At 74.6% G+C, this 24,337-nt stretch carries 22 protein-coding genes; 1 reads left to right on the top strand and 21 read right to left on the bottom strand.

The genetic code is table 11. The features are described 5' to 3' along the window. Positions 1-10 precede the first annotated feature (10 nt). From OKX07_RS09985 to pyrR, 14 genes are all read right to left on the bottom strand, one after another. Positions 11-2,182, bottom strand: a complete 2,172-nt coding sequence (locus tag OKX07_RS09985) for a primosomal protein N' (protein WP_265631747.1) — start codon at positions 2,180-2,182, stop codon at positions 11-13. A 76-nt stretch (positions 2,183-2,258) separates the two neighbouring features. Beyond that, positions 2,259-3,458, bottom strand: a complete 1,200-nt coding sequence (gene metK, locus OKX07_RS09980; RefSeq protein ID WP_265631746.1) for a methionine adenosyltransferase — start codon at positions 3,456-3,458, stop codon at positions 2,259-2,261. Continuing rightward, a complete protein-coding gene (coaBC, locus tag OKX07_RS09975; RefSeq protein WP_265631745.1) occupies positions 3,455-4,702 on the bottom strand; it encodes a bifunctional phosphopantothenoylcysteine decarboxylase/phosphopantothenate--cysteine ligase CoaBC in 1,248 nt (415 codons plus the stop codon). Before coaBC ends, metK begins: the two co-directional genes overlap by 4 nt. A 10-nt stretch (positions 4,703-4,712) precedes the next feature. After that, positions 4,713-4,979, bottom strand: coding sequence for a DNA-directed RNA polymerase subunit omega (rpoZ, locus tag OKX07_RS09970; protein WP_265631744.1), 267 nt, complete (start codon positions 4,977-4,979; stop codon positions 4,713-4,715). A gap of 157 nt (positions 4,980-5,136) precedes the next feature. Continuing rightward, positions 5,137-5,703, bottom strand: a complete 567-nt coding sequence (gene gmk, locus OKX07_RS09965) for a guanylate kinase (RefSeq protein ID WP_265631743.1) — start codon at positions 5,701-5,703, stop codon at positions 5,137-5,139. A gap of 103 nt (positions 5,704-5,806) precedes the next feature. Next, positions 5,807-6,118: an integration host factor, actinobacterial type gene (gene mihF / locus OKX07_RS09960; protein WP_191779445.1), complete on the bottom strand. Its 312-nt coding sequence runs from the start codon at positions 6,116-6,118 to the stop codon at positions 5,807-5,809. A gap of 202 nt (positions 6,119-6,320) precedes the next feature. After that, the gene (locus OKX07_RS09955) at positions 6,321-7,205 is read right to left on the bottom strand and encodes a hypothetical protein (protein ID WP_265631742.1); all 885 of its coding nucleotides are present in this window, start codon (positions 7,203-7,205) and stop codon (positions 6,321-6,323) included. Positions 7,206-7,466: 261 nt separating this feature from the next. Continuing rightward, positions 7,467-8,327, bottom strand: a complete 861-nt coding sequence (gene pyrF, locus OKX07_RS09950; protein WP_265631741.1) for an orotidine-5'-phosphate decarboxylase — start codon at positions 8,325-8,327, stop codon at positions 7,467-7,469. After that, entirely contained in the window at positions 8,324-11,662 is a 3,339-nt protein-coding gene (carB, locus tag OKX07_RS09945) for a carbamoyl-phosphate synthase large subunit (RefSeq protein ID WP_265631740.1), read from the bottom strand. The genes pyrF and carB overlap by 4 nt, the downstream gene beginning before the upstream one ends. Then, complete coding sequence (gene carA / locus OKX07_RS09940) at positions 11,662-12,882, bottom strand: glutamine-hydrolyzing carbamoyl-phosphate synthase small subunit (RefSeq protein ID WP_265631739.1); 1,221 nt, start codon at positions 12,880-12,882, stop codon at positions 11,662-11,664. Before carA ends, carB begins: the two co-directional genes overlap by 1 nt. Further along, complete coding sequence (locus OKX07_RS09935) at positions 12,879-13,424, bottom strand: hypothetical protein (protein WP_265631738.1); 546 nt, start codon at positions 13,422-13,424, stop codon at positions 12,879-12,881. Before OKX07_RS09935 ends, carA begins: the two co-directional genes overlap by 4 nt. Further along, entirely contained in the window at positions 13,424-14,740 is a 1,317-nt protein-coding gene (locus OKX07_RS09930) for a dihydroorotase (RefSeq protein WP_265631737.1), read from the bottom strand. The genes OKX07_RS09935 and OKX07_RS09930 overlap by 1 nt, the downstream gene beginning before the upstream one ends. Beyond that, positions 14,737-15,789 (bottom strand): aspartate carbamoyltransferase catalytic subunit, encoded by a 1,053-nt coding sequence (locus OKX07_RS09925; RefSeq protein ID WP_265631736.1) that lies wholly within the window; start codon positions 15,787-15,789, stop codon positions 14,737-14,739. Before OKX07_RS09925 ends, OKX07_RS09930 begins: the two co-directional genes overlap by 4 nt. Continuing rightward, positions 15,786-16,409 carry a bifunctional pyr operon transcriptional regulator/uracil phosphoribosyltransferase PyrR gene (gene pyrR, locus OKX07_RS09920; RefSeq protein WP_265631735.1) on the bottom strand — a complete coding sequence of 208 codons (624 nt, stop codon included), beginning with the start codon at positions 16,407-16,409 and terminating at the stop codon, positions 15,786-15,788. Before pyrR ends, OKX07_RS09925 begins: the two co-directional genes overlap by 4 nt. Positions 16,410-16,612: 203 nt before the next feature. On the opposite strand from pyrR, the gene OKX07_RS09915 reads away from it, so the two are divergent. Continuing rightward, positions 16,613-18,952 carry a putative bifunctional diguanylate cyclase/phosphodiesterase gene (locus OKX07_RS09915; protein ID WP_265631734.1) on the top strand — a complete coding sequence of 780 codons (2,340 nt, stop codon included), beginning with the start codon at positions 16,613-16,615 and terminating at the stop codon, positions 18,950-18,952. Between the two features lie 56 nt (positions 18,953-19,008). Here OKX07_RS09915 and nusB read toward each other — a convergent pair whose 3' ends face one another. The 7 genes from nusB to OKX07_RS09880 all read right to left on the bottom strand — a co-directional run bounded on the left by nusB (position 19,009) and on the right by OKX07_RS09880 (position 24,331). Next, positions 19,009-19,425 carry a transcription antitermination factor NusB gene (gene nusB, locus OKX07_RS09910; RefSeq protein WP_265631733.1) on the bottom strand — a complete coding sequence of 139 codons (417 nt, stop codon included), beginning with the start codon at positions 19,423-19,425 and terminating at the stop codon, positions 19,009-19,011. 1 nt (position 19,426) lies between these two features. Continuing rightward, entirely contained in the window at positions 19,427-19,990 is a 564-nt protein-coding gene (gene efp / locus OKX07_RS09905) for an elongation factor P (protein WP_265631732.1), read from the bottom strand. 288 nt (positions 19,991-20,278) lie between these two features. Continuing rightward, positions 20,279-20,713, bottom strand: coding sequence for a hypothetical protein (locus OKX07_RS09900; protein ID WP_265631731.1), 435 nt, complete (start codon positions 20,711-20,713; stop codon positions 20,279-20,281). Between the two features lie 15 nt (positions 20,714-20,728). Beyond that, a complete protein-coding gene (locus OKX07_RS09895) occupies positions 20,729-21,325 on the bottom strand; it encodes a hypothetical protein (RefSeq protein WP_265631730.1) in 597 nt (198 codons plus the stop codon). Between the two features lie 161 nt (positions 21,326-21,486). Then, the gene (locus tag OKX07_RS09890) at positions 21,487-22,290 is read right to left on the bottom strand and encodes a DUF559 domain-containing protein (RefSeq protein ID WP_265631729.1); all 804 of its coding nucleotides are present in this window, start codon (positions 22,288-22,290) and stop codon (positions 21,487-21,489) included. 359 nt (positions 22,291-22,649) lie between these two features. Next, the gene (gene aroB, locus OKX07_RS09885) at positions 22,650-23,771 is read right to left on the bottom strand and encodes a 3-dehydroquinate synthase (RefSeq protein WP_265631728.1); all 1,122 of its coding nucleotides are present in this window, start codon (positions 23,769-23,771) and stop codon (positions 22,650-22,652) included. Beyond that, positions 23,768-24,331 (bottom strand): shikimate kinase, encoded by a 564-nt coding sequence (locus tag OKX07_RS09880; RefSeq protein WP_265631727.1) that lies wholly within the window; start codon positions 24,329-24,331, stop codon positions 23,768-23,770. Before OKX07_RS09880 ends, aroB begins: the two co-directional genes overlap by 4 nt. Positions 24,332-24,337 lie beyond the last annotated feature (6 nt).

Raw genomic sequence — 24,337 nt, 5'->3', positions numbered from 1 at the left:
GTCCCGTGCGTCACAGCAGGTCGACGGGGTCGACCTGGACGCGCACGGTGCCGCCCTCGCGTCGCGCGCTGCGGATCGCGACCGAGGCCGCGACCGCGCGTGCCAGACCCGCACCGTCGGTCGGCGGGACCCGCAGCAGGGTGCGGACCTCCGGTTCGAGGGCGCCGCCCTGCCGCTCGTCGGTGACGGGCTGCGGGACCGGCCCGAGGACCTCGAGCACGGGCACGGCGACCCGGGACACGACCGCCGCGACCGCGTCGCGCGTCCCGGTCAGCGCCGCGACGCGCACCGCCGGCGGGAGCCGCAGCTCGGCGCGCTCGTCGAGCTCCCGCTCGGCCAGTCCCGCCGGGTCCCACCGGACCAGGGCCTGCGTGGGGCGCGGGCCGCCGTCACCGACGAGCAGCACCTGTCCCCCCTGGTCGGCGGGACGCACGAGCGCGGCGGCCGCGAGCCAGCGCCGCAGCGCGTCGACCTCGGCACCGAGCCGCTCGCCCGCGCTGGCCACCGCCGCGTCGAGCAGCACGGCGGCGGCGTACCCCGTCGGCGCGTGCGGCTCCGCGCCGGGCGTCGCCACGACGAGCGCCGGCCGGTCCGGGACCTCGGCGAGCACGCCACCCGCCGCACGTGCACCCGACACCCGCACGGTGACGCCCGGGAACGCGCGACCCAGCTCCTCGGCCGTGCGCTCGGAGCCGACCCGCACGGACCGCAGCGCGGCGGTGCCGCACTCGGCGCACCGCCAGCCCGTGGCGAGGCGGGCGCACCAGCCGCACGACGGCGGGCCGTCGCCGTGGGTGAGGCCCAGGGGGCCGTGGCACGTGCCGCAGCGCGCGGGGGTGCGGCAGCGGCCGCACGCGACGACCGGGACGTACCCCGCGCGCGGCACCTGGACGAGCACCGGGCCCGCGCCCAGCGCGTCGCGCATCGCACGCCACGCGGGGCCGGGCAGCCGCGCCGCGGCGGCCGGACCCTCGCGCGCCAGCTCGACGCTCGTCAGGGCTCGCACCCGCGCCGTCCGTGCCCGCACGCCGGCACGGTCCGCCGTGACCTCGCGCGCCCACCCGGTCGCGACCAGGTGCTGCGCCTCCACGGTGCGGGCGTGCCCCCCGACGAGCAGCGCGGCGCCCTCGAGCTCCGAGCGCAGTGCGAGCACCTCGCGCACGTGCGGGTACGGCGCCCGCGGCTCGGCGTGCTGCAGGTCGCCGTCGTCCCAGCACACGGCCAGGCCCAGGTCCGTGACCGGCGCGAACGCGGACGCCCGCGTGCCCACGACGACGCGGGCACTCCCCCGCAGGGCTGCGAGGAACGCCCGGTAGCGGGCGGCCGGGCCGTCGTCGGCGACCAGCCGCGCCACCGGCCCGCCGTCCGCCACGTCACCGAGACCGATCTCGTGCAGCGCCGCGCACACGCGGTCGACGTCCCGGCCGTCCGGGACGACGACGAGCGCGCCCCGCCCGCCCAGCACGCACGTCGCCACGGCCTGGGCGACGGCCGCCGCCCAGCGCTGGTCCCCCGTGCCCGGCAGCGCCGTCCACACGGCCCGCGGTGCGCCGCCGGACAGCACGTGACGCAGGAACGCCGGGCCGCCCCGGTACGCGTCCCAGGCGGGCGTACCGGGCGCGACGGGCGCTGCACGCAGTGCAGGCGCGACGGGCGGCGCCGGCGGTACCGCCGCGTCGTCGGCCTCACCACCGGCCTCACCGCCGGGCGCGTCGCCGGCCTGGCGGCCGGGCTCGGCCTCGACGCGCGCGTGCCGCGGCGGGACCGCCAGCCGGAGCACGTCGGCCAGGGTGCCCGCCCAGCGGTCGGCGACGGCACGGGCCAGACGCGCGACCTGGGGGCCCACGACGGGCTCGTCGGACACGACTCGGCGCAGGGGCAGGAGCCGGCCGTCGTGCTCGGCGTGCTCGACGCGCTCGAGGAGCCAGCCGTCGACGTCCTGACCCGCGAACCGCACCTTGACGCGGACCCCGGGCTGCGCCGCGACGTCGAGCGTCTCGGGGACGACGTACTCGAACGGCCGGTCGAGGTGGTGGGGCGCCAGGTCGACGCACACCCGCGCGACCGGCAGGTGCGCCGCAGGTCCGGGCGGTGCCGCGACACGCCGCCGACGTGGCGTCGGCGCCTCGAGCCCCGCCAGCGCAGGCTGCTCGGGGAGGAGGTCGCCGGTCACGGGGCCCATCCCACCACGGCACGCCGACGTCCCGCGGGCAGGTCGGCACGCCGTGCGGCGGCCAGCCGCCGGGCGGGCGGCAGGGTCAGCCGACGGCCGACAGCAGGTCGGCCGTGCGGTCCGTGCGCTCCCACGTGAACTCGGGCAGCTCGCGACCGAAGTGCCCGTACGCCGCGGTCCGGGCGTAGATCGGCCGCAGCAGGTCGAGATCGCGGACGAGTGCCGCGGGGCGCAGGTCGAACACCTCACGGATCGCGGCCGTCAGGCGGTCGTCCGCGACCGTGCCGGTGCCGAACGTCTCGACGTACAGACCGACCGGGTGCGCCTTGCCGATCGCGTACGCGACCTGCACCTCGCAGCGGCGCGCCAGGCCGGCGGCCACGACGTTCTTGGCGACCCAGCGCATCGCGTACGCAGCCGAGCGGTCGACCTTGGACGGGTCCTTGCCGGAGAACGCGCCGCCGCCGTGACGGGCCATGCCGCCGTAGGTGTCGACGATGATCTTGCGCCCGGTCAGGCCGGCGTCGCCCTGGGGGCCGCCGATGACGAACTGCCCGGTGGGGTTCACGAGCAGACGGTGGCCGGAGGTGTCGATGCCGACGTCCGCGAGGACCGGGGCCACGACGAGCTCGGCGACCCGGGCGGCGAGGTGCTCCGCCTGCAGGTCGGGCTCGTGCTGGGTGGAGATCACCACGGTGTCGAGCGAGACGGGGCGGTCGCCGTCGTAGCCGACCGTCACCTGCGTCTTGCCGTCCGGGCGCAGCCCCGCGAGGGAGCCGTCCTTGCGGACCTGGGCGAGCCGCTCCGAGAGCCGGTGCGCGAGCCAGATGGGCAGCGGCATCAGCGTCGGGGTCTCGTCGCTCGCGTACCCGAACATCAGGCCCTGGTCGCCTGCGCCCTGCAGGTCCAGGGGGTCGAGGTCGCCGTCGTCCTTGCGGACCTCCAGGGACTTGTCGACGCCGGCGGCGATGTCGGGAGACTGCGCGCCGATCGACACCGAGACCCCGCAGGAGTCGCCGTCGAACCCGATGTGGGAGGAGGTGTAGCCGATCCCGCGGACCACCTCACGGACGAGCTGCGGGATCTCGACGTACGCGGTCGTCGTGACCTCACCGGCGACGTGCACGAGGCCGGTCGTGACCATCGTCTCCACCGCGACCCGGGCCGTCGGGTCCTGCTCGAGGATCGCGTCGAGGATCGCGTCGGAGATCTGGTCGCAGATCTTGTCGGGGTGACCCTCCGTCACGGACTCCGAGGTGAACAGGCGGAGAGGCGTCGAGGTCATGCGCGCAGCGTAGCCGCGTCACCGGGCGTCGCCGGTCGGATGTCCACCAAGGGGACGACGGCGTCCCAGACCGCGTGCGCGACCTCGTGCTTGGTGCCCGCCGCGGTCGCGACCACGTCGCCCCCCGCGTCCAGCACCGTCACCTCGTTGGTCGTGGTGCCGAAGCCCCGGCCGTCCCCGACCGGGTTGACGACGAGCAGGTCGGCGCCCTTGCGGCGGGCCTTGGCCCGCGCGTGGTCCAGCACGGAGCCGTCCGCGTCGCCGGTCTCGGCCGCGAACCCGACGACCACCTGCCCCGGGCGCGGTGGGTCGGTGACGAGCTCGCGCAGCACGTCGGTCGTCTCGACCAGGGTGATGACGGGTGCGGTGCCGGACTTCTTGAGCTTGGCGTCGGCGACGTCCGCCGGGCGGTAGTCCGCCACCGCGGCGGCCATCACGACGACGTCCGCGTCGGCCGCGGCGGCACGGACCGCGTGCCGCAGCTCCTCCCCCGTCTCGACCGGGACGACGCTGACCCCGGGTCCAACGCCCGCCAGGACGTCGCTGCCGACGTTCGCGGCGACGAGCGTGACGTGGGCCCCTCGGTCGGCCGCGGTGCGCGCCAGCGCGACACCCTGGCGACCGGACGACCGGTTGCCGAGGAACCGCACGGGGTCGAGCGGCTCGCGGGTGCCGCCGGCGGACACGACCACCCGCCGCGCGGCGAGGTCGGTGCCGCGGGGGTGGACGAGGGCCAGCGCCGCGGCGGCGATCACCTCGGGCTCGGGCAGCCGGCCCGCGCCGGAGTCGGTGCCGGTCAGGCGGCCCACGGCCGGCGGCAGCACGTGCACGCCACGGCCGCGCAAGGTCGCGACGTTGGCAGAAGTCGCGGGGTGCTCCCACATCTCGGTGTGCATCGCGGGGGCCAGCAGCACGGGGCACCGGGCGACGAGCAGCGACGCGGTGAGCAGGTCGTCCGCGCGGCCGGTCGCCGCGCGGGCGAGCAGGTCAGCCGTGGCCGGCGCGACCACGACGAGGTCGGCGGTCTTGCCCACCGCGACGTGCGCCACCTGGTCGACGTCCTCGAAGACGTCCGTCGTCACCGGCTGCCCCGACAGGGCCTCCCACGTCGCGCGCCCCACGAACTCGAGGGACGCGCGCGTGGGGACCACACGCACGCTGTGGCCCTGCTCGCGCAGGAGCCGCAGCAGCAGCACGGCCTTGTAGGCGGCGATGCCGCCCGCGACGCCGAGGACGATGCGCATGGCGGGAGGGTCAGTCGCCCTCGACCGGCTCCGACGTCAGCAGGCCGGCGTCGATCTCGCGCATCGCGATCGAGAGCGGCTTCTCCTGCGGGCGCGTCTCGACGAGCGGGCCGACGTACTCCAGGAGGCCCTCGTTGAGCTGGGCGTAGTAGGCGTTGATCTGCCGCGCGCGCTTGGCGGAGAAGAGCACGAGTGCGTACTTCGAGTCGGCGCGCTCGAGGAGGCGGTCGATCGGCGGGTCGGTGATGCCCGTGGGGGCGGCTACGGTTCCGGACACGGAGGACTCCCGTCCTGAGGGGATGGCGGTGCGGGCTGAGAGGCGCCGCGGCACGTGCCCTGGTCTCGTCAAGCTGGTCTCGACCAGCTGTCTCACCAGGACGTCGCGCGGCGCAGTCGCCCCCATCGTACCCGCTCGCGTGCGGCGGGTCGGTGCGTCAGGCGGGCAGCCCCATGAGACGCACGATCTCGTCCGTCGCGCGGTGCACGTCGTCGTTGACGACGACGTGGTCGAACTCGGGTTCCGCGGCGAGCTCCACGCGGGCCGACGCGAGCCTGCGCTCGCGCTCCTCCTCGCCCTCGGTGCCGCGTCCGACCAGGCGCCGGACCAGCTCGTCCCAGGAGGGCGGCGCGAGGAACACGAACCGTGCGTCGGGCATCGTGGCACGCACCTGGCGTGCACCCTGCAGGTCGATCTCGAGCAGTGCCGGCTCCCCGGCCGCGAGCCGCTCCGCCACCGGCGCGCGGGGGGTGCCGTAGCGGTTGCGACCGTGGACGACCGCCCACTCCAGCAGCTCGCCGTTCGCCGCCATCTCCTCGAAGCGCTCGGCCGACACGAAGTGGTAGTGCAGCCCGTCGACCTCTCCGGGCCGCGGGTCCCGCGTCGTCATCGAGACGGAGAGCCAGACCTGCGGGTAGCGGGCGCGGATGTCGGCCGAGACCGTCCCCTTGCCGACCGCGGTGGGCCCGGCGAGCACGGTCAGTCGTGCCGGCTGCGTCGTCATGGGAGGTGCACGTCTCCAGAGGAAGTCGAGAGGACGCCCGGGAGACCCCGGACGTGCGGCGGCGCCCCGCCCGGGACCGGGCGGGGCGCCGACTGCCGGACGCTCAGCCGAACCGGTCGACCAGCGCCTTGACCTGGTGCGGGCCGAGGCCGCGCACCCGTCGTGTCTCCGAGATGCCGATCTCGGACATGATCGCGCGGGCCTTGACCTTCCCCACACCGGGAAGGGACTCCAGCAGGGCGGCGACCTTGAGCTTGCCGATCGTCTCGTCCCGCTGCCCCTGCTCGATCACCTCGGACAGGGAACCCTGCGAGTACTTGAGGCGGTTCTTCACCTCGGCACGGGCCTGCCGCGCCGCGGCAGCCTTCTCGAGCGCGGCGGCTCGTTGTTCGGGAGTCAGCGGAGGAAGAGCCACGCGCTTCACCTTCTCGTCACTGGGCCGGAGATCTGGTCACCACTGGGCCGGAGATCTGGTCACCGAATGCGCGGGACCTGAGACGAAACTAGCGACGGACCTGCCGCTCGGCAACGCGGGAGCCTGGCGTGTTGCGCCGCGACCTGCGTCGACGCGTGCATCGACGGCTCGACGAACCCTCGTCGAGAGCCCGGCGGCGGGGTCACGAGTCGCTCCCCGGGGCGGGTTCGGCACCCGGAAGGGTAACGTCGAGGTCGGCAGCGCGCGGCACGGGCGCGAGGGCGCGGACGTGCGCGACGGTGCACGTCGCGAGGCGCGGGTCCCCGTCGACCAGCGCGGTGACCACGTCCTGGAACGCCTTGCGCAGCCCGCGGGACGTGATCGGCATGCCGACCGCGGCGACGGCCCCCGTGCGCGGGTGCACCGACGGGTGAGCCCGCACCCACAGTTGCGGCGGTTCGCTGCCCTGCAGCGTCGCCACGAGCTCCTCCCGCACGTCCAGCCAGGTGAGCAGCGCACGCCGGGTCGGCCCGGTCAGCGGGTGCCTCGCCCCGCCGAGCAGCACCGCCGTGCGGTCCGTCGCGAGGTCGGCGACCCGGACCCGGGCCAGGTCGCGCTCGGGTGAGCCGGTCTCGGCGAGCGTCAGGACGTGGGCGCGGAAGCGGACCCAGACGTGCCAGGAGACGCCGTGCGGGCGGCGCCCGGCCGCCCGCACCAGCAGGAGACGCGCCGGCGCCGTGTCGCGCAGCACGGCGGGCGTCGCCGGCCGGTGCAGGACCGCGAGCGCCGCGTCCGCCGTCGGGGCGTCGAGCAGCCGGGCCTCGAGCGCATGCCGGACCAGCCCCCGGACGGCGGTGGCGCGCTGCCGCACGGTCGCCGCCGACGGGTCCTTCCCCGCAGCGGTGGGCGACGTCAGCCACAGCGCGACCCCCGGACCGCCGAGGACCTCGCCGAGGCCGTCCTCCCCCCGCTCGTCCGCGAGCCGGGTCAACGCCCACCGGTACACGCGCGACGTCGTCGGGTCCCGGTCCCCGAGCAGGCCCAGGTAGCGGTGCACGGCCTCCCCCACGGTCACGTCCCTCGGCACGGCTGCACCCTAGCCATCGCCGGGGACATCGGTGCGTCCCCGGCAGCGAGCCCGGAAGAGGTGTGTGGTCGAGGCGGTCGCCGTGAGGCGACCTGGAAGAGGTGACCGTGCTGGTTCAGCAGCGCTAGGTTCCGTTATTGTCCGCACCTAGAACGGGATCGAGCACCACCCGGCTCCGTCGCCTCGGTCGGCCACGGGGCCGGACGCCCGCGTCGTCCGGCTGCCGCGGGCAGCCTGCCTGGCCCCGCCCCCGTGAGCGCGTCAGCCCAGCGCCGCGGCCGCCTCCGACGCCGCCCGAGCCGCGGCCGCGCGCAGGGCCCCCACGTCCGGCCCCGCCCGCAGCACTCCCCTGCTCGACGACGCGAGCACCTGGCGACGGGCCGCACCGAACACGTGCGCCAGCTCGCGCGGGCCGGCGCCCTGCGCGCCCACGCCCGGCGCGAGCAGCGGCCCGTTGACGCCGGCCAGGTCCACGCCCGCGTCCTGGGCGGCGTCACCCACCGTCGCCCCCACCACCAGACCCACCGACCCCATCGGGTCGACGTCGGCGTTGAGCGCGGCTGCCCGCGCCGCCACGGCCGCGGCGACCGTCACGCCGTCCGGGGTGCGCGCGTGCTGCACCTCGGACCCCTCCGGGTTGGAGGTCAGGCACAGCACGAAGAGCCCGCGACCCGTGGCGAGCGCGAGCTCGACGGCCGGGTCGAGCGACCCGAAGCCGAGGTACGGCGAGACCGTCAGCGCGTCGCCCGCGAGCGGGGACCCGTCGCGCAGGAACGTGTCCGCGTACGCCGCCATCGTCGACCCGATGTCCCCCCGCTTGGCGTCCACGACGACGAGCGTCCCGCTCGCCCGCCCTGCCGCCACGACCTCCTCGAGGACGGCGACACCGGCCGCGCCGTGGCGCTCGAAGAAGGCCGCCTGCGGCTTCACCGCCGCCACCCGGCCGCCGACCGCCTCCATGACCCGCAGGGCGAACTCCCGGACCCCCGCCGCGTCGTCGGTCAGGCCCCAGTCGGCCAGCAGCGCCGCGTGCGGGTCGATGCCGACGCACAGCGGACCGTGCGCGTCCATCGCCTCGGCCAGTCGCGCGCCGAACGGCCGCACCGCTCCCCCGTCCGTCACGCGCCGACCTCGGCCGCCCTGTTCGCCCGCCGGACCGCAGCGGCCGCGTCGTGCTCCTGCAGGCTCGTCACGGTGAACGGGCCCGCCTGGCGCGCCTCGATCGCCTGCACGGCCGCACCGAGCTGCTGCACGGTCGTGACGATGGCCTTGTCGGCCGCGGTCGTCGCGGCGCGGATCTCGTAGCCGTCGGCCCGCGCACCCTGGCCGGACGGCGTGTTGACGACCATGTCGATCTCGCCCGCGGTGATGAGGTCGACGATCGTCGGCTCGTCGTGCGGCCCGCGGCCCGCGGAGTGCTTGCGGACGACCCGCGACACGATCCCGCTGCGTCGCAGCACGGCGGACGTGCCCTCCGTCGCGAGGATCTCGAACCCCAGCTCGACGAGGCGCTTCACCGGGAAGACGATCGACCGCTTGTCGCGGTCCGCCACCGAGATGAAGACGCGCCCGGTCGTCGGCAGACCCCCGAAGGCCGCCTCCTGGGCCTTCGCGAACGCCGTCGGGAAGTCGACGTCGAACCCCATGACCTCGCCCGTCGAACGCATCTCGGGGCCGAGGACCGTGTCGACGACCGTGCCGTCGGCGGTGCGGAACCGCTTGAACGGCAGCACGGCCTCCTTGACGGCGATGGGTGCGTCGAGGTCGACGAGGCTCGCGTCGGTCTGCGGCAGGACACCCTCGTCGCGCAGCTGCGCGATCGAGCGCCCCGTCATGACGTGAGCGGCCGCCTTCGCGAGCGACACCCCTGTCGCCTTCGAGACGAACGGTGCCGTGCGCGACGCGCGGGGGTTCGCCTCGAGGACGTAGAGCACGTCGGAGACGAGCGCGAACTGGATGTTGAGCAGGCCGACCACGCCGACGCCGCGCGCGATCGCCTCCGTCGAGTCCCGGATCCGCGCGATCTCGGCCACCGACAGGGTCACCGGCGGGAGCACGCAGGCCGAGTCGCCCGAGTGCACGCCGGCCTCCTCGATGTGCTCCATGACGCCGCCGAGGTACAGCTCGGTGCCGTCGTACAGCGCGTCGACGTCGATCTCGATCGCGTCGTCGAGGAACCGGTCGATCAGCAGGGGCGGCAGGCTGCCCGCACGGTGCCCTCCCCGCTGCTCCTCCAGCGCGCGCTCGACGTACTCGGTGAGCTGCACCTCGTCGTACACGATCTCCATGCCGCGCCCGCCGAGCACGTACGACGGCCGCACGAGGACCGGGAACCCGATCCCGCGGGCCGTCTCGCGCGCACCCTCCAGGGTCGTCGCGGTGCCGAACGCCGGGGCGGGGAGACCCGCGGCGGCGAGCACCGCACCGAACTCCCCGCGGTCCTCGGCCGCGTCGATCGCCTCGGGCGACGTGCCCAGGATCGGCAGGCCGGCGTCGGACAGCCGCTGCGCGAGGGACAGGGGCGTCTGCCCACCGAGCGTCACGATCAGGCCCGCCACCGGGCCAGCCGCGAGCTCGGCCTCGTAGACCTCGAGCACGTCCTCGAACGTCAGCGGCTCGAAGTACAGGCGGTCCGACGTGTCGTAGTCCGTCGACACCGTCTCGGGGTTGCAGTTGACCATGACGGTCTCGTACTCGCCCTTGAGGGCGAGCGCGGCGTGCACGCACGAGTAGTCGAACTCGATGCCCTGGCCGATGCGGTTGGGACCGGATCCCAGGATGAGGATCGCGGGACGCTCACGCGGTGCCACCTCGTTCTCCTCGTCGTACGAGGAGTAGTGGTAGGGCGTGCGCGCCTCGAACTCGGCCGCGCAGGTGTCGACCGTCTTGTACACGGGCCGGACCCCCAGGGCCCAGCGCGTGCGGCGCACGGCGTCCTCGCTCGTCTGCCGCAGCGACGCGATCTGGGTGTCCGACAGGCCGTGGCGCTTGGCGTGCGCCAGCACCTCGCGGGTGAGCGCGGGCGCGTCGGCCGTCGCCTGCGCGACCTCGTTGATCAGCAGCACCTGGTCGAGGAACCACGGGTCGATGCCCGTCCGCGCGTACACGTCGTCGACGGAGACGCCCGCGCGCAGCACCTGCTGCACGTCGACGAGCCGGTGCTCGGTGGGACGCGAGATCGTCGCGACGAGGGCGTCCAGCGCGTCGCCGTCCGCCGGCCCCCCGTCCCAGTGGAACGACGAGCCCTTCTTGTCGATCGACCGCATGGCCTTGCCGAGCGCCTCGGTGAAGTTGCGCCCCATCGCCATGGCCTCGCCGACCGACTTCATGGTCGTCGTCAGGGTGTCGTCCGCCGCGGGGAACTTCTCGAACGCGAACCGCGGGACCTTCACGACGACGTAGTCGAGCGTCGGCTCGAAGGACGCAGGCGTGGAGCCCGTGATGTCGTTCGGGATCTCGTCGAGCGTGTAGCCGATCGCGAGCTTCGCGGCGATCTTGGCGATCGGGAAGCCCGTCGCCTTCGACGCGAGCGCGGACGACCGCGACACGCGCGGGTTCATCTCGATGACGATGATGCGGCCAGTGTCGGGGTGCACCGCGAACTGGATGTTGCAGCCGCCGGTGTCGACGCCGACCTCACGGATCACCGCGATACCGATGTCGCGCATCCGCTGGTACTCGCGGTCCGTCAGCGTCAGCGCGGGCGCGACCGTCACGGAGTCCCCCGTGTGCACGCCGACGGGGTCGACGTTCTCGATCGAGCAGACGACCACGACGTTGTCGTGGTGGTCGCGCATGAGCTCGAGCTCGTACTCCTTCCAGCCGAGGATCGACTCCTCCAGGAGCACCTCGGTGGTCGGCGAGTAGTGCAGGCCCTGCCCGACGATCCGGCGCAGGTCCTGCTCGTCGTACGCGATGCCCGAGCCGAGGCCACCCATGGTGAACGACGGCCGCACGACCATCGGGTACCCGAGCACGTCGACCGCGGCGAGGGCGTCGTCGATCGTGTGCACGATCACCGACCGCGCGCTCTCGGCACCGCAGACCTCGACGACCTGCTTGAACTGCTCGCGGTCCTCGCCCTTCTGGATCGAGGCGATGTTGGCGCCGATGAGCTCGACGTCGTACTTCTCCAGCACGCCGGCCTCGTCGAGCGCGATCGCCGCGTTCAGGGCGGTCTGGCCACCGAGGGTCGGCAGGATCGCGTCCGGGCGCTCCTTGGCGATGATCGACGTGAGGACCTCGGTCGTGATCGGCTCGACGTACGTCGCGTCGGCGAACTCGGGGTCCGTCATGATCGTGGCCGGGTTGGAGTTCACGAGGATCACGCGCAGGCCCTCGGCCTTGAGCACGCGGCACGCCTGCGTGCCGGAGTAGTCGAACTCGCAGGCCTGCCCGATGACGATCGGGCCGGACCCGATGACGAGGACGGACCTCAGGTCGTCGCGACGAGGCATCAGGCGGCGCCCTTCTGGGTGGTGGCGGCGTCCGGCGTCGAGCCGGCGCCGTCGCGGTGCGTGGTCATCAGGTCACAGAAGCGGTCGAACAGGTAGGCGGCGTCGTGCGGGCCGGCCGCTGCCTCCGGGTGGTACTGCACGGAGAAGGCGGGCAGGTCGAGCGCCTCGAGGCCCTCGACGACGTCGTCGTTGAGGTCGACGTGCGAGACGCGCACGCGCCCGTACCGGCCGCCGTCGAACGGGGCGACGGTGTCGGCGTCGAGGGGCGCGTCCACCGCGAACCCGTGGTTGTGCGCCGTGATCTCCACCTTGCCGGTGGCACGGTCCATGACCGGCTGGTTCACGCCGCGGTGCCCGTAGCGCAGCTTGTACGTCCCGAACCCGAGCGCGCGGCCGAACAGCTGGTTGCCGTAGCAGATGCCGAAGAACGGGATGCGGCGGTCGAGGACCCCGCGCAGCACGTCGATCTCGTGCCGCGCGGCCGACGGGTCGCCGGGCCCGTTGGAGAAGAACACGCCGTCGGGCTGCACGGCGAGCACGTCCGCGATCGTGGACCGTGCGGGCAGCACGTGCACCTCGATGCCCCGCTCGGCCATGCGCTGCGGGGTCATCGACTTGATGCCGAGGTCGACCGCGGCCACGCGCAGCAGCGGCGCGTCCAGCGGCGTGCCGTCGGGGCCCAGCGCCGCGACGACGTGCGCCTCGTCGACGCTCACCTCGCCGGCGAGGTCCGCGCCCACCATCGGCGGTGCCGCCAGCACCTCGTCGACCAGGTCGTCGAGGGGACGCCGACCACCGTCGGGACGCTCCAGCTCGTCGCCCGAGAAGACGCCGGCGCGCATGACGCCCCGCTCGCGCAGGTGCCGCGTCAGCGCGCGGGTGTCGATGTCGCTGATCCCGACGATCCCCTGGGCGGCCAGCTCGTCGTCGAGCGACCGGCGCGAACGCCAGCTCGAGGGGAGGCGGGCGGGGTCGCGCACGACGAACCCGGCGACCCAGATGCGACGGGACTCGTCGTCCTCGTCGTTGACCCCCGTGTTGCCGATGTGCGGTGCCGTCATCACGACGATCTGCCGGTGGTAGGACGGGTCGGTCAGGGTCTCCTGGTAGCCCGTCATGCCGGTGTTGAAGACGATCTCGCCGACCGTCCGCCCGGTGGCCCCGTAGGACCGTCCGGTGAACGTGCGGCCGTCCTCGAGGACGAGGATCGCGTCGCTCATGCCTGCTCCTCCTGCGCCGCGGACGGCGCCGTGTCGGTGTCGGTGGGCGCGGCCAGGGTGCGCGCGGCGGCGAGGAGCGCGGCCCGCTCGTCGTCGTGACGCACCAGCAGCGCGGTGTCGAGGGGGGATCCGGCGGGGTCGGGCAGCCACGTGAGGACGACGAGCTCGTCGCGGCCGACGAACTTGCCGGCCTGACCGCTCGACGTGCCCACCGCGGTCAGCGCGGCGGCCGGTACCCACACGTCGCGGGCACCGGTGCGCGCGACGTGGATGCCGCCGGCGTGGACGCGCACGCGGGCGGCGCTGCGGACTCCCAGGTCGTGGGCCACGACGCGGTCCAGCCAGTCCCCCGCGCGCGTCGACGACACGTAGACCGCCTCGACGGGCTCGGTCCGGCCGTCGCCCGGCACGTCCGGGACGTCCGGGAGGGTCGGGACGAGGGCGGCGGAGCGGCGGGCGCGCGCCCGCCAGCCACGGCGCATGCCCCACAGCCCCAGCAGCGCGAGCACGACCAGCAGCGTGACGGAGAGCCAGACGGGCATCAGACGCGCACCCCCTGGCCGGTCAGCACGCCGTCGAGCACCGTGGCGCGGCCGCGCAGGAACGTCGCGACCACCCGACCCGGGAGCTCCTGGCCCGCGAACGGCGAGTTGACGCTGGCGGTGGCCTGCTGCTCGGGGACCACCACGCGGCGCGCGGCCGGGTCGACGAGGGTGAGGTTCGCGGGTTCGCCGACGGCGATCGGACGCCCCTGCCCCGGCAGGCGGCCGATGCGTGCCGGTGCGGTCGACATGACGCGCGCGACGTCGGCCCACGTGAACCGGCCCGTGTCGACCATGACGGCCTGCACGACCGACAGCGCCGTCTCGAGCCCCGTCATGCCGAACGCAGCGGCGGCCCACTCGCAGTCCTTGTCCTCGCGCGGGTGCGGCGCGTGGTCGGTGCCCACCGTGTCGATCGTGCCGTCGGCCAGGCCCGCCCGGACGGCCTCGACGTCGGCGGCGGTCCGCAGCGGCGGGTTCACCTTGTAGCGCGGGTCGTACCCGCGCACGAGCTCGTCGGTGAGGACCAGGTGGTGGGGCGTCACCTCGGCCGTGACGTCGATGCCGCGCGCCTTGGCCCAGCGGACGATCTCGACCGAGCCCGCGGTCGACAGGTGGAGCACGTGCAGACGCGACCCGACGTGCTCGGCGAGCAGCACGTCCCGCGCGACGATCGCCTCCTCGGCGACCGCGGGCCACCCCGTCAGGCCGAGCTCGGCCGAGACGACGCCCTCGTGCATCTGCGCGCCCTCGGTGAGGCGCGGCTCCTGCGCGTGCTGCGCGACCACCCCGTCGAACGCCTTCACGTACTCGAGCGCGCGCCGCATGACGACGGGGTCGTGCACGCACTTCCCGTCGTCGGAGAACACCCGCACGGCCGCCGCGGACCGCGCCATCGCCGTCAGCTCGGCGAGCTGCTCACCGGCCAGGCCGACCGTGACCGCGCCCACGGGGTGCACGTCGCACCAGCCGGCGTCGCGGCCCAGGCGCCAGACCTGCTCGACGACGCCGGCCGTGTCCTGCGTCGGCGTCGTGTTGGCCATCGCGTGCACCGCGGTGAAGCCGCCCAGCGCCGCGGCGCGGGTCCCGGACGCGACCGTCTCGGCGTCCTCGCGCCCCGGCTCGCGCAGGTGCGTGTGCAGGTCCACCAGGCCCGGCAGCAGGACCAGGCCGTCGGCCTCGACCACCTGGGCGTCGGCGCTGCGGCCGTCACCCCGGGCGTCGGCGCCGAGCGCCGCGACGACCCCGTCGGCCACGAGCACGTCGGTCGGGTCCCCGCCCAGCGGCCGGGCCCCGGTCAGCAGATATGTCGTCACGCGTGCACCCTCGTCTCGTCCGTGCGCACGACCGTGCGCTCCTGCCCGCCGCCGGCGCGTGCCGTCGCGTCGTCGCGCGCACGTCCCTGCTCGCCGCCCGCGAGCAGCAGGTACAGCACCGCCATGCGGACGGCGACGCCGTTGGCGACCTGCTCGACGATCACGGCGCGCGGCGAGTCCGCCGCGTCGGCCGAGATCTCCAGGCCGCGGTTCATCGGCCCGGGGTGCAGCACCACCGCGTGGTCGGGCAGCACCGCCAGGCGGCGGGCGTCGAGGCCGTAGCCGCGCGTGTACTCCGGCGGGCTGGGGAAGAACCCGCCGCCGCTGCTCGACATCCGTTCGCGCTGGACCCGCAGCATCATGACGGCGTCAGGCCCCGTGGCCAGCACCTCGTCGAGGTCGTACGACACCTCCGCGGGCCACGCGTGGACGCCGACCGGGACCAGCGTCGGCGGTGCGACGAGCGTGACGCGCGCGCCGAGCGTCCGCAGCAGCTGCACGTTCGACCGGGCGACCCGGCTGTGGAGCACGTCACCGACGATCGCGACGTGCACGCCCGCGAGGTCACGGCCCGTCGCATCCGCACGGCCGCCGTCGCCGACGAGGTGCCGACGCAGCGTGTACGCGTCGAGCAGCGCCTGCGTGGGGTGCTGGTGCATCCCGTCGCCCGCGTTGACCACCGCGCCGTCCGTCCACCCCGAGCGCGCGAGCGTGAGCGGCGCTCCCGAGGCCTGGTGGCGGATGACGACGGCGTCCGCACCCATGGCCTGCAGGGTCAGCGCCGTGTCCTTGAGCGACTCGCCCTTGGAGACGCTCGACCCCTTGGCGGAGAAGTTGATGACGTCGGCCGACAGCCGCTTGGCGGCCGTCTCGAACGAGATGCGGGTGCGCGTGGAGTCCTCGAAGAACAGGTTGACCACCGTGCGGCCGCGCAGCGTGGGCAGCTTCTTGATCTCGCGCGCCTGCGTGGCGGCCATCTGCGCGGCCGTGTCGAGCACCAGGACGGCCTCGTCGAGGGACAGGTCGGCGGCGGACAGCAGGTGCTTCATCGTGCAACCCCCTCGATGACCACGCGGTCTTCGCCGTCGGTCTCCGCGAGCAGCACGCGGACCCGCTCGGCGGTCGCGGTGGGCAGGTTCTTGCCGACGTAGTCGGCGCGGATGGGGAGCTCGCGGTGGCCGCGGTCCACCAGCACCGCGAGCTGCACCGCGCGGGGTCGGCCCAGGTCGCTGATCGCGTCGAGCGCCGCGCGGATCGTCCGGCCGGAGAACAGCACGTCGTCGACGAGGACGACGACCTTGCCGTCGACGCCGCCGCCCGGCACGTACGTCTCGCCGATCGTGCGCGTCGGCTGGTGGGCGAGGTCGTCGCGGTGCATCGTCACGTCGAGGCTGCCGACGAGACCGTCCGCCGGCACCTGCTCGACCTGGGCGAGCCGCTGCGCGAGGCGGTGGGCCAGCGGCAGACCGCGCGTGGGGATGCCCAGCAGGACGACGTCGCCGACACCCTTGTTGCGCTCCACCACCTCGTGGGCGATGCGGGTCAGCGCCCGGCCGATGTCCTCGGCGCCGAGGACGGTGGTGCCGCTCGCCCGGCTCGTCGGATCCGACGGGGGCGGTGCGGCGGGGGCGTGCTGCCCCGGGCCGGACGTGGGCGTGCCAGTGCTCATGCGTGCGTCTCCTTCCCCGCCTCACAGGACGGGCTTAAAGGGAGGTTGCTCGACGCACCACCCTACCGTCGCGGGTGCCCGACCGGCGCCCGGCACGGCGTGACGCGCGGCACGCGACCGCCGCCGGGGCCGTGCACCCGCGCGGGTGACCCGTCACCCGGTTGCCGTTCATGCCGGGTCCCCCGTGCGCCGATGACACCCACATGCTCGGTGACGTCCCCCTGTGGACCACCGTCCTGCAGTTCCTGGCTGCCGGACTGGTCGGTGGCTTCTGCGTACTGCAGTGGGTCTGGTGGCGCGGTGCCGTGCGCTCCGACGGGTCGACGTGGGCGCTGGCGCTGTCCGTCGCCATGGCCGTCCTCGTGCTGGTCGCCGGCCTGCACGGCCTCGTCACCGCACCGGACCTGCGCGAGGCGCTGTCGTTCCTGCACGGGCAGCTCGTCGGTGTCGTCGCCCTGCTGTGCCTGCCCGCGACCCGGGCGTTCGGTGGCAGCGGACCTCCCCTGCGCCCGTGGGTCACGGCCGCGGCGGGCGTCCTGCTGCTGCGCACCGTGCTGTGGTTCCTCACGTTCGGGCCGGTCGACGCGCCCGGGCTGCCCACGGGCCGGCCCGTGGCCGTCGCGCTGCTGTTCGTCGTGCTGAGCATCACCGTCGGGTACGTGGTGGTGGCCCTGGGCGCGGTGCGGCTGACGCTGCTCGGCGGGCTGCTCGTCGCCGCCGGCTCCGTCTCGCTCGGCACGCTGACCGCCGGGATCCTGCTCACCGGACAGCCCCTGGGCGCCCTGCTCGCCAGCCTGTGGCCGCTGCCGCTGGCGGTCGGGCTGGAGTCGCTCGCGTCGGTGCGGCTGCGCCGCGCCCAGCTGACCGCGCGCCGCCGTGAGCTCATGCGCGACGCCCTGTCGTCCGTCACCAACAACGCGTGGTTCCACCGCGACGCGGACGCACTGCTCGTCCAGGCGCGCGACGCCGCCCGCGAGGTCCTCGGCGACCCGACCATCGAGGGTTCGCTGCGCCCCCTGCAGCGTGACCGCTACGTCGCCGACCTGTTCCCCGACGACCCGGACCAGCTCGCGCCGCACGAGCGCACGTTCCTCATCGACCTCGGCCTCGTCGTCTCGACGGCCGCCGAGCGGTACACGCTCACCGACCGGCTCTCGCGCGCCGCCGTCACCGACACGCTCACGGGGCTGCCCAACCGCCGCGCCGTCGACACGCACCTCTTCGAGGTGCTCGAGCGCGCATCCGTCGAGCGCACGCGCGTCTCCGTCGTCTACTGCGACATCGACGGGTTCAAGGACGTCAACGACCGCGAGGGCCACGCCGCCGGCGACGACCTGCTGCGCCGCACGGCGGACTACCTGCGCACCTGGGTCGACGACGACACGTACGTCGCGCGCCTCGCCGGCGACGAGTTCGCCGTGATCGTCTCGCGCGCGCCCGCGGACGACGAGCTGTCGGACCTCGCGCGACGCGTCCGCAGCGGCTTCGGAGCCCGGGTCGGGACCGTCGCCGGTCCGCGCCTGACATGCGGCGTCGCGACCTGGAACCCGACGGACGTCGTGGACCCGGACACGCTGCTGCGGCACGCGGACGCGGCGATGCTCGAGGCCAAGCGCACGGCGTCCGGCCACCGCGTGTTCGACCCGGCGCTGCGGGCGCGGGCGGAGGACACGCGCCGCATGCGCGCCGCACTCGAGCGTGCCGTCGAGGAGGACCGCATCACCGCGTACTTCCAGCCGATCGTCGACGCGCGCACCCTCGAGGTCGTCGGGCTCGAGGCCCTCGCGCGCTGGCACGAGGGCGACAGCTACGTCCTGCCGGAGCACTGGCTGGCCCTCGCCGAGCAGACCGGGCTCATCGTCCCGATCGGGCGCTCGATGATCCGCCAGGCGCGGCGCGCGCTCGACCGGCACCATATGCCGGTCGCGGTGAACCTCTCGGCGCGCGAGCTGCACGAGCAGGACGTGCTCGAGCGGATCGACGCGGCGTGGTCCGGCGGCCCGTGGGAGCACCTGACGATCGAGATCACCGAGACCACGATGCTGCGCACCGCGGCGGCGGTGCCGGTGCTCTCCGAGCTGCGGGCCCGCGGGGCGCGGATCGCGCTCGACGACTTCGGGACGGGCTTCAGCTCGCTCGCGCGCCTCGCTCGGCTCCCCGTGGACATCCTCAAGATCGACCGCTCGTTCGTGCGGGAGGTCCGCTCGCCGCGCGGCGCCGGCCCCATCCGGGCGATCGTCGCGCTGGCCGAGCACCACGGCCTGGACGTCGTCGCCGAGGGCGTCGAGTCGGCAGGCGACCTGCAGGTGCTCGTCGAGCTGGGGGTGCAGCAGGCCCAGGGCAACTTCGTCGGACGCCCTGCGCCCGGCCTGCCGGTCCGCGGGGCCCGACCGCAGCCACGCGCGACCTCCGCGTTCGCGCAGGCGAGCGGCGAGCTGCGGCGGGTCGAGACGCGACTCCCCCAGCGGCGGGCGCGGATCGTCCCGCGCCCGCTGCGGGTGGTCCAGGGGGCCCTGGACGAGTCGACGCCCGAGCACCTGTAGGCACTCGGGCGTCGGACCGCGTCGTCGTCGGGCCGCCGCGGGCGACCCCGGTCGGCTCAGGCCAGCAGCGTCGGCTTGAGGACGACGATGCGTCCCAGCAGGCCGTTGACGAACGCCGGCGACTCGTCGGTCGAGAGCTCGCGGGCCAGGGACACCGCCTCGTCGATGGCGACCGCGTCCGGGACGTCGTCGTTCCAGAGGATCTCCCACGTCCCGATGCGCAGCAGCGCGCGGTCGACCGCGGGCATGCGCGCGACCGTCCAGCCGTGGGCGTGCGTCGCTAGCAGCTCGTCGATGCGCTCGGCCTTCGCCAGCACGCCCTCGACGAGGTCCACCGAGTACTGCGGCAGCGACGCCTCGGTGCCCGGCTCCACGACGCGGCGCGCGAGGAGCTCGGCGACGTCCAGGCCGCGCTGCTCGGCCTCGAACAGCACGTCGAGCGCGCGCTTGCGCGCCTTGGTCCGGGCTGCCACGTCAGTCGTTCACGCGGCCGAGGTACGACCCGTCACGCGTGTCGACCTTGACCTTGGTGTTCGCCTCGAGGAACAGGGGCACCTGGATCTCGTAGCCCGTCTCGAGCGTCGCGGGCTTCGTCCCGGCCGACGAGCGGTCGCCCTGCAGGCCCGGCTCGGTGTACGTCACCTCGAGCACGACGGACGGCGGCAGCTCCACGTACAGCGGGGAGCCCTCGTTGGTCGCGACGAGCGCGGTCTGCGACTCGAGCAGGAAGTTGGCGACGTCGCCGACCGTCGCGGCCGGGACGTTGATCTGGTCGTACGTGTCCGTGTCCATGAACACGTAGTCGTCGCCGTCCTTGTACAGGTACTGCATGTCGCGCTTGTCGACGCTGGCCGTCTCGACCTTGATGCCCGCGTTGAACGTGCGGTCCACGACCTTGCCCGACAGCACGTTCTTGAGCTTGGTGCGGACGAACGCGCCGCCCTTGCCGGGCTTGACGTGCTGGAACTCCACGACGGTCCAGAGCTGGCCGTCGATGCGCAGCACGATGCCGTTCTTCAGGTCGTTGGTGGTCGCCACAGCGTGGATCTCCCGGTCGGTGGTGGTGCGCGCCGTGCGACGCGTCCGGTGCGCAGCCACCCGCAGGGCGACCGCCGTACACGGAGCCGCCGCGCGCGCACCCGGAGGGACGCGCCGCTGCCGGCTCCCGCTGCCGCCCGTCCCCGCGCACCAGGTGCACCGGACCGGCCGCAGGCCGTCGACCATCCTAGCGCCCGCCTCGCGTCCGCCCGCACGGCGCCGGGCTGCGGGGCCGCTCTCTGACGCGCTCGGCGGTGGTCAGCGGCGCTCAGCGGTACTCGGCCGTGCTCAGAGCAGCAGGCGCAGCGCGACGAGCCCGCAGACGGCCGACCACAGCAGCGACGCCAGGGTCCCGATGACGAAGCGCTCGGAGGCTCCCGGGTTCTCGCGCAGCTCGGGGTAGCGTCCCAGGCCCTTGACGGCGACCACGACCGCCACAGCCTCGGGGACACCGGCGAGCAGGCTGCCCGTCACGGCGAGCCGCTCGAGCACCCCGATCCACGTCCCACCGCGCAGCACGATCTGCGCGCCCTCACCGTCGGGGCCGTCGCTGACGCGCAGCGGCTCCAGCAGGACGGGGCCGTGGTGGGCGCGGGGACGGGGCTTGCCGGCGTCGTGGGAGCGCGAGGCGAGCCGCAGGACCAGGCGCGTGACGAGCCAGCCGCCGACGGACGAGAGGAGCAGGGTGCCGGCCCAGAGGCCGGCCACGAGGGCGGGTTCCACGCGCCGACCCTGTCGTCAGTGGCCCGCGCGCGTCAACAGGCGCGCCGCAGCGGGTCGCGCGGCGACCTCCTCGGCCCACAGCGCGGTGCGCAGCCGCTGGCTGACCGCCTGCTGCGAGACGCCGAGCGCGTGCGCCACAGCGTCCTGCCTGGTACCCGGGTCGGCCCCCAGGAGCGCGTCGACGGCGTCCCACCCAGCGTCGGTCCGGCGTGCCGCCAGGGCACCCAGCAGCACGAGCACGGCGTCCGCGTCGGCCGCCGCCTGCGGGTCGGTGCCGCGGACGGCGACCGGCACGGGCCGCTGGCGGCTCTTGGCGGCCTCGACCGCCTCGCGCGCGAGCACGAACGCGGCGCCGGACCCCTCGCGGGGCGACGCCGGCAGCGGCTCGTCGACGGGCCCCGTCCCGATCCCCACGCTCCAGCCGCCGTCGCGCAGCACCCGCAGGGCGGTGTCGACGGCGAGGTCCGCGTCGTCGAGCACACCCTGGACCTCGTCCCCCACGGTGCGCTCGAAGCCCCGCACGGTCGGCACGTCCGCGAGCGCGGCGAGCAGCTCGGGGACACGGTCGGTCCCGCGACGACTCCCCCGCTGGTCGATGGTCAGCACGATCACTCAACAACCCTCTCACCTTGTACCGGCCTCCACAACCCCCTGCACTTGTACCACCTTGAACAACGCGCCGCGAGACCGAGGGATCCGGGCACTCACCTACCGCAGACCTCGGTCTCACGAGACCGAGGGATCCGGGCACGCGAGTGCGGGGAATCTCGGTCTCACGCTGCCGCGCGCAGTCGCTGCCGGGTGGTGAGGATCTGCGCGAGCACGTGGACGGGGCGCCCTGTCACGTCGGCCCACGTGTAGCGCAGCACCGTGCACCCCGCGCCGACGAGGAGGTTCTGGCGCGTGCGGTCGTCCTGGAACCTGTCCGCACCGTGCGCCACGCGGCCGTCGATCTCCACGACCAGCCGGACGTCCTCGAACCAGACGTCGACTACCGCGGGGACGCCCAGAGGGTGGAGGAGGGACGCGTTCGCCACCCACCCGGTGACGCCCGCGCCGTGCAGCAGGTCGTGCAGCCGCTCTTCAGCCTCGCTCAGTGCCCCGCGCCGCAACCGGTCTGCGCACCAGGATCGTTGGACGTTGCCGCGACGTCCGGGGTGGGCCAGCACCCATCGTTCGAGGTCGTCGGCGTCCAGGAGCCCACGGGTCCCGACCCAGGCGAGCAACCGGCTCGCATGGTCGCGAGAGAGCAACCCGAGGCAGTCGACGATCGTCCGTTCGCGACTCGTGAGGTTCACGCCGTCGAGCATGGCGAGATCACCGGGTTCCAGGACGCGCTCGTGCGGGATCAGGCGGCCGCGTCGTGCCCGCGGGCTGGGGACGACGACACGCACGCGTCCGTCCTCCGGCACCGGCAGCCCGTGGAGGAGCGCCGCGCTCGTCAGTGCGACGGTCGCGTCGGGCCAGGTGAGGACCGCGGCGTGGGCGTCGCACCACGGATCGGGCGGCGTCGCGGCGAGGACGATGCCGGCGCCGCAGACTCGTCGCCAGGCACCGGACGAGAGTCGATGGAGCACCTGGTCGTCGGTCAGCCCTTCAGCGAGGGCGTCGTCACGAGTGAAGACACCACGCCGCGGTCCGGCGGACTGCGGGACCCAGGTGCGGTCGACGAGGCGGGGCATGACCCGACCCTGCACGCCCACCACGCACGGCAGTCCGGCTCGCCTCCGATCTGTGGACGCGCTGAGGACGGCGCAGCCCTGTGGGCGGCTCACCGCCGACCGACACCACCTCGACACCGCGACTTCCCGGAGTACCAGGCCCGGCGGGCTCGGTCTCGCGAGACCGAGGGATCCCGGCGTGGAAGGCCCGGCGGGCTCGGTCTCGCGAGACCGAGGGATCCCGGAGGCTGGGGCCCGGCGTGGGCCCGGGGTGGTCAGAGGAGGATGTGGGTGGTGGGGTCCGGGGTCGTGGCGATCTCCGCGTAGGCCGCTGCCAGGAGGGCCGGGTCCGGGCCCTCGAGGCGGGACGGGCGGGCCAGGCCGTCCAGGACGACGAACCGCAGCAGGTCGCCGCGGGTCTTCTTGTCGCGCCGCATCGCGGTGAGCAGCTGGTCCCAGCGGTCGGAGCGGTAGCCGACGGGGAGGCCCAGCGACGTCAGGACGCTGCGGTGGCGCGCGACGACGTCGTCGTCGAGCCGGCCCGCGAGCCGCGCGAGCTCGGCGACGAACACCATGCCGACGGACACGGCCGCGCCGTGGCGCCAGCGGTACCGCTCGACGTGCTCGACGGCGTGCCCGAAGGTGTGGCCGTAGTTGAGGATCTCGCGCAGCCCCGCCTCGCGCAGGTCCTCCCCCACGACCCGCGCCTTGGTGCGCACGGCCCGCTCGACGAGCTCGAGCAGCACGGACGACGACGACGCCGCGACGGGGTCACGCAGGAGCTCCGTGTTCTCCTCCACGAGCTCGAGGATCCGCGGGTCGTCGATGAACCCGCACTTGACGATCTCCGCGAGCCCGGCGACGAAGTCGTGGGGTGCCATCGACTCCAGCGCGGCGAGGTCGCACAGCACGCCCGCGGGCGTGTGGAACGCCCCGACGAGGTTCTTGCCCTCGGCGGTGTTGATGCCCGTCTTGCCGCCGACGGCCGCGTCGACCATCGCGAGCACGGTCGTCGGCACCTGCACGACGCGCACGCCGCGCAGCCACGTCGCCGCGACGAAGCCCGCGAGGTCCGTCGTCGCCCCCCCGCCGAGCCCGACGACGACGTCGGTGCGCGTGAAGTCGGCCTGGCCGAGCACGCCCCAGCAGAAGGCGGCGACCTGCGCGGTCTTCTGCTCCTCGGCGTCGGGGACCTGCGCGAGGTAGACCGCGTAGCCGGCGGCGACGAGGTCCTCACGGACCGTCTCCGCGGACGTCGCGAGCGCGGCAGGGTGCACCACCAGGACGCGCCGGGCGTCGCTGCCCACGAGCTCGGGCAACCGACCCAGCAGGTGGCGGCCGATGACGACGTCGTAGGGCCGCTCCCCCGTGACCGTGACGACGGACGCGTCGCTCATGCGCGGGGCTCCCCGACGCGCAGGGCGGCGAGGGCGACCTCGATGGCCTCGGCGACCTCGACCGGGCGCAGCCCGTCCGTCGACACGCGCACGTCCGCGACCTCCTCGTACACGGGACGCCGGGCGTCCATGAGCGCCTGCCACTGCGCGCGGGGGTTGCCGACGAGCAGCGGGCGCGCCTGGTTCAGCCCGACACGCGGGGCGGCGTGCGCGAGGCTCACGTCGAGGAAGGCGACGACACCCCCGCCGCGCTGGTAGGTGCGCAGCGCGGCGCGGGTGTCGTCGTGCAGGACGGCCCCGCCGCCGAGCGCGAGGACGCCGTCGTGCTCGACCAGCGCGGTGGCGACGGCCGCGCGCTCCAGGTCGCGGAAGCGCGGCTCGCCGTCCTCCACGAAGACGTCGGACACGGACTTGCCGGCGGTGGCCTCGACGTCCGCGTCGGTGTCGCGCACCTCGAGCTGCCAGCGCTGGGCGAGGGCGGCGGCCACGGTGGACTTGCCTGCCCCCGGTGGGCCGACCAGCACGAGGCGGGGACCGGACGTGGGGGTTGCACTGGGCACGGACGA

Source organism: Cellulomonas sp. S1-8 (genome assembly GCF_026184235.1).
Taxonomy (GTDB): Bacteria; Actinomycetota; Actinomycetes; order Actinomycetales; family Cellulomonadaceae; genus Cellulomonas.
Note: the sequence above shows the minus strand (reverse complement) of the source record. Positions and strands in the feature narration are given on the sequence as shown.

What these genes read in the sequence shown, in the direction of transcription:
- carB (WP_265631740.1), bottom strand. Translation starts at nt 11,662, where the DNA reads ATGCCTCGTCGCGACGACCTGAGGTCCGTCCTCGTCATCGGGTCCGGC.
- coaBC (WP_265631745.1), bottom strand. Translation starts at nt 4,702, where the DNA reads ATGCGCATCGTCCTCGGCGTCGCGGGCGGCATCGCCGCCTACAAGGCC.
- OKX07_RS09985 (WP_265631747.1), bottom strand. Translation starts at nt 2,182, where the DNA reads ATGGGCCCCGTGACCGGCGACCTCCTCCCCGAGCAGCCTGCGCTGGCG.
- carA (WP_265631739.1), bottom strand. Translation starts at nt 12,882, where the DNA reads ATGAGCGACGCGATCCTCGTCCTCGAGGACGGCCGCACGTTCACCGGA.
- aroB (WP_265631728.1), bottom strand. Translation starts at nt 23,771, where the DNA reads ATGAGCGACGCGTCCGTCGTCACGGTCACGGGGGAGCGGCCCTACGAC.
- pyrR (WP_265631735.1), bottom strand. Translation starts at nt 16,409, where the DNA reads ATGAGCACTGGCACGCCCACGTCCGGCCCGGGGCAGCACGCCCCCGCC.
- OKX07_RS09925 (WP_265631736.1), bottom strand. Translation starts at nt 15,789, where the DNA reads ATGAAGCACCTGCTGTCCGCCGCCGACCTGTCCCTCGACGAGGCCGTC.
- OKX07_RS09935 (WP_265631738.1), bottom strand. Translation starts at nt 13,424, where the DNA reads ATGCCCGTCTGGCTCTCCGTCACGCTGCTGGTCGTGCTCGCGCTGCTG.
- gmk (WP_265631743.1), bottom strand. Translation starts at nt 5,703, where the DNA reads ATGACGACGCAGCCGGCACGACTGACCGTGCTCGCCGGGCCCACCGCG.
- metK (WP_265631746.1), bottom strand. Translation starts at nt 3,458, where the DNA reads ATGACCTCGACGCCTCTCCGCCTGTTCACCTCGGAGTCCGTGACGGAG.
- OKX07_RS09915 (WP_265631734.1), top strand. Translation starts at nt 16,613, where the DNA reads ATGCTCGGTGACGTCCCCCTGTGGACCACCGTCCTGCAGTTCCTGGCT.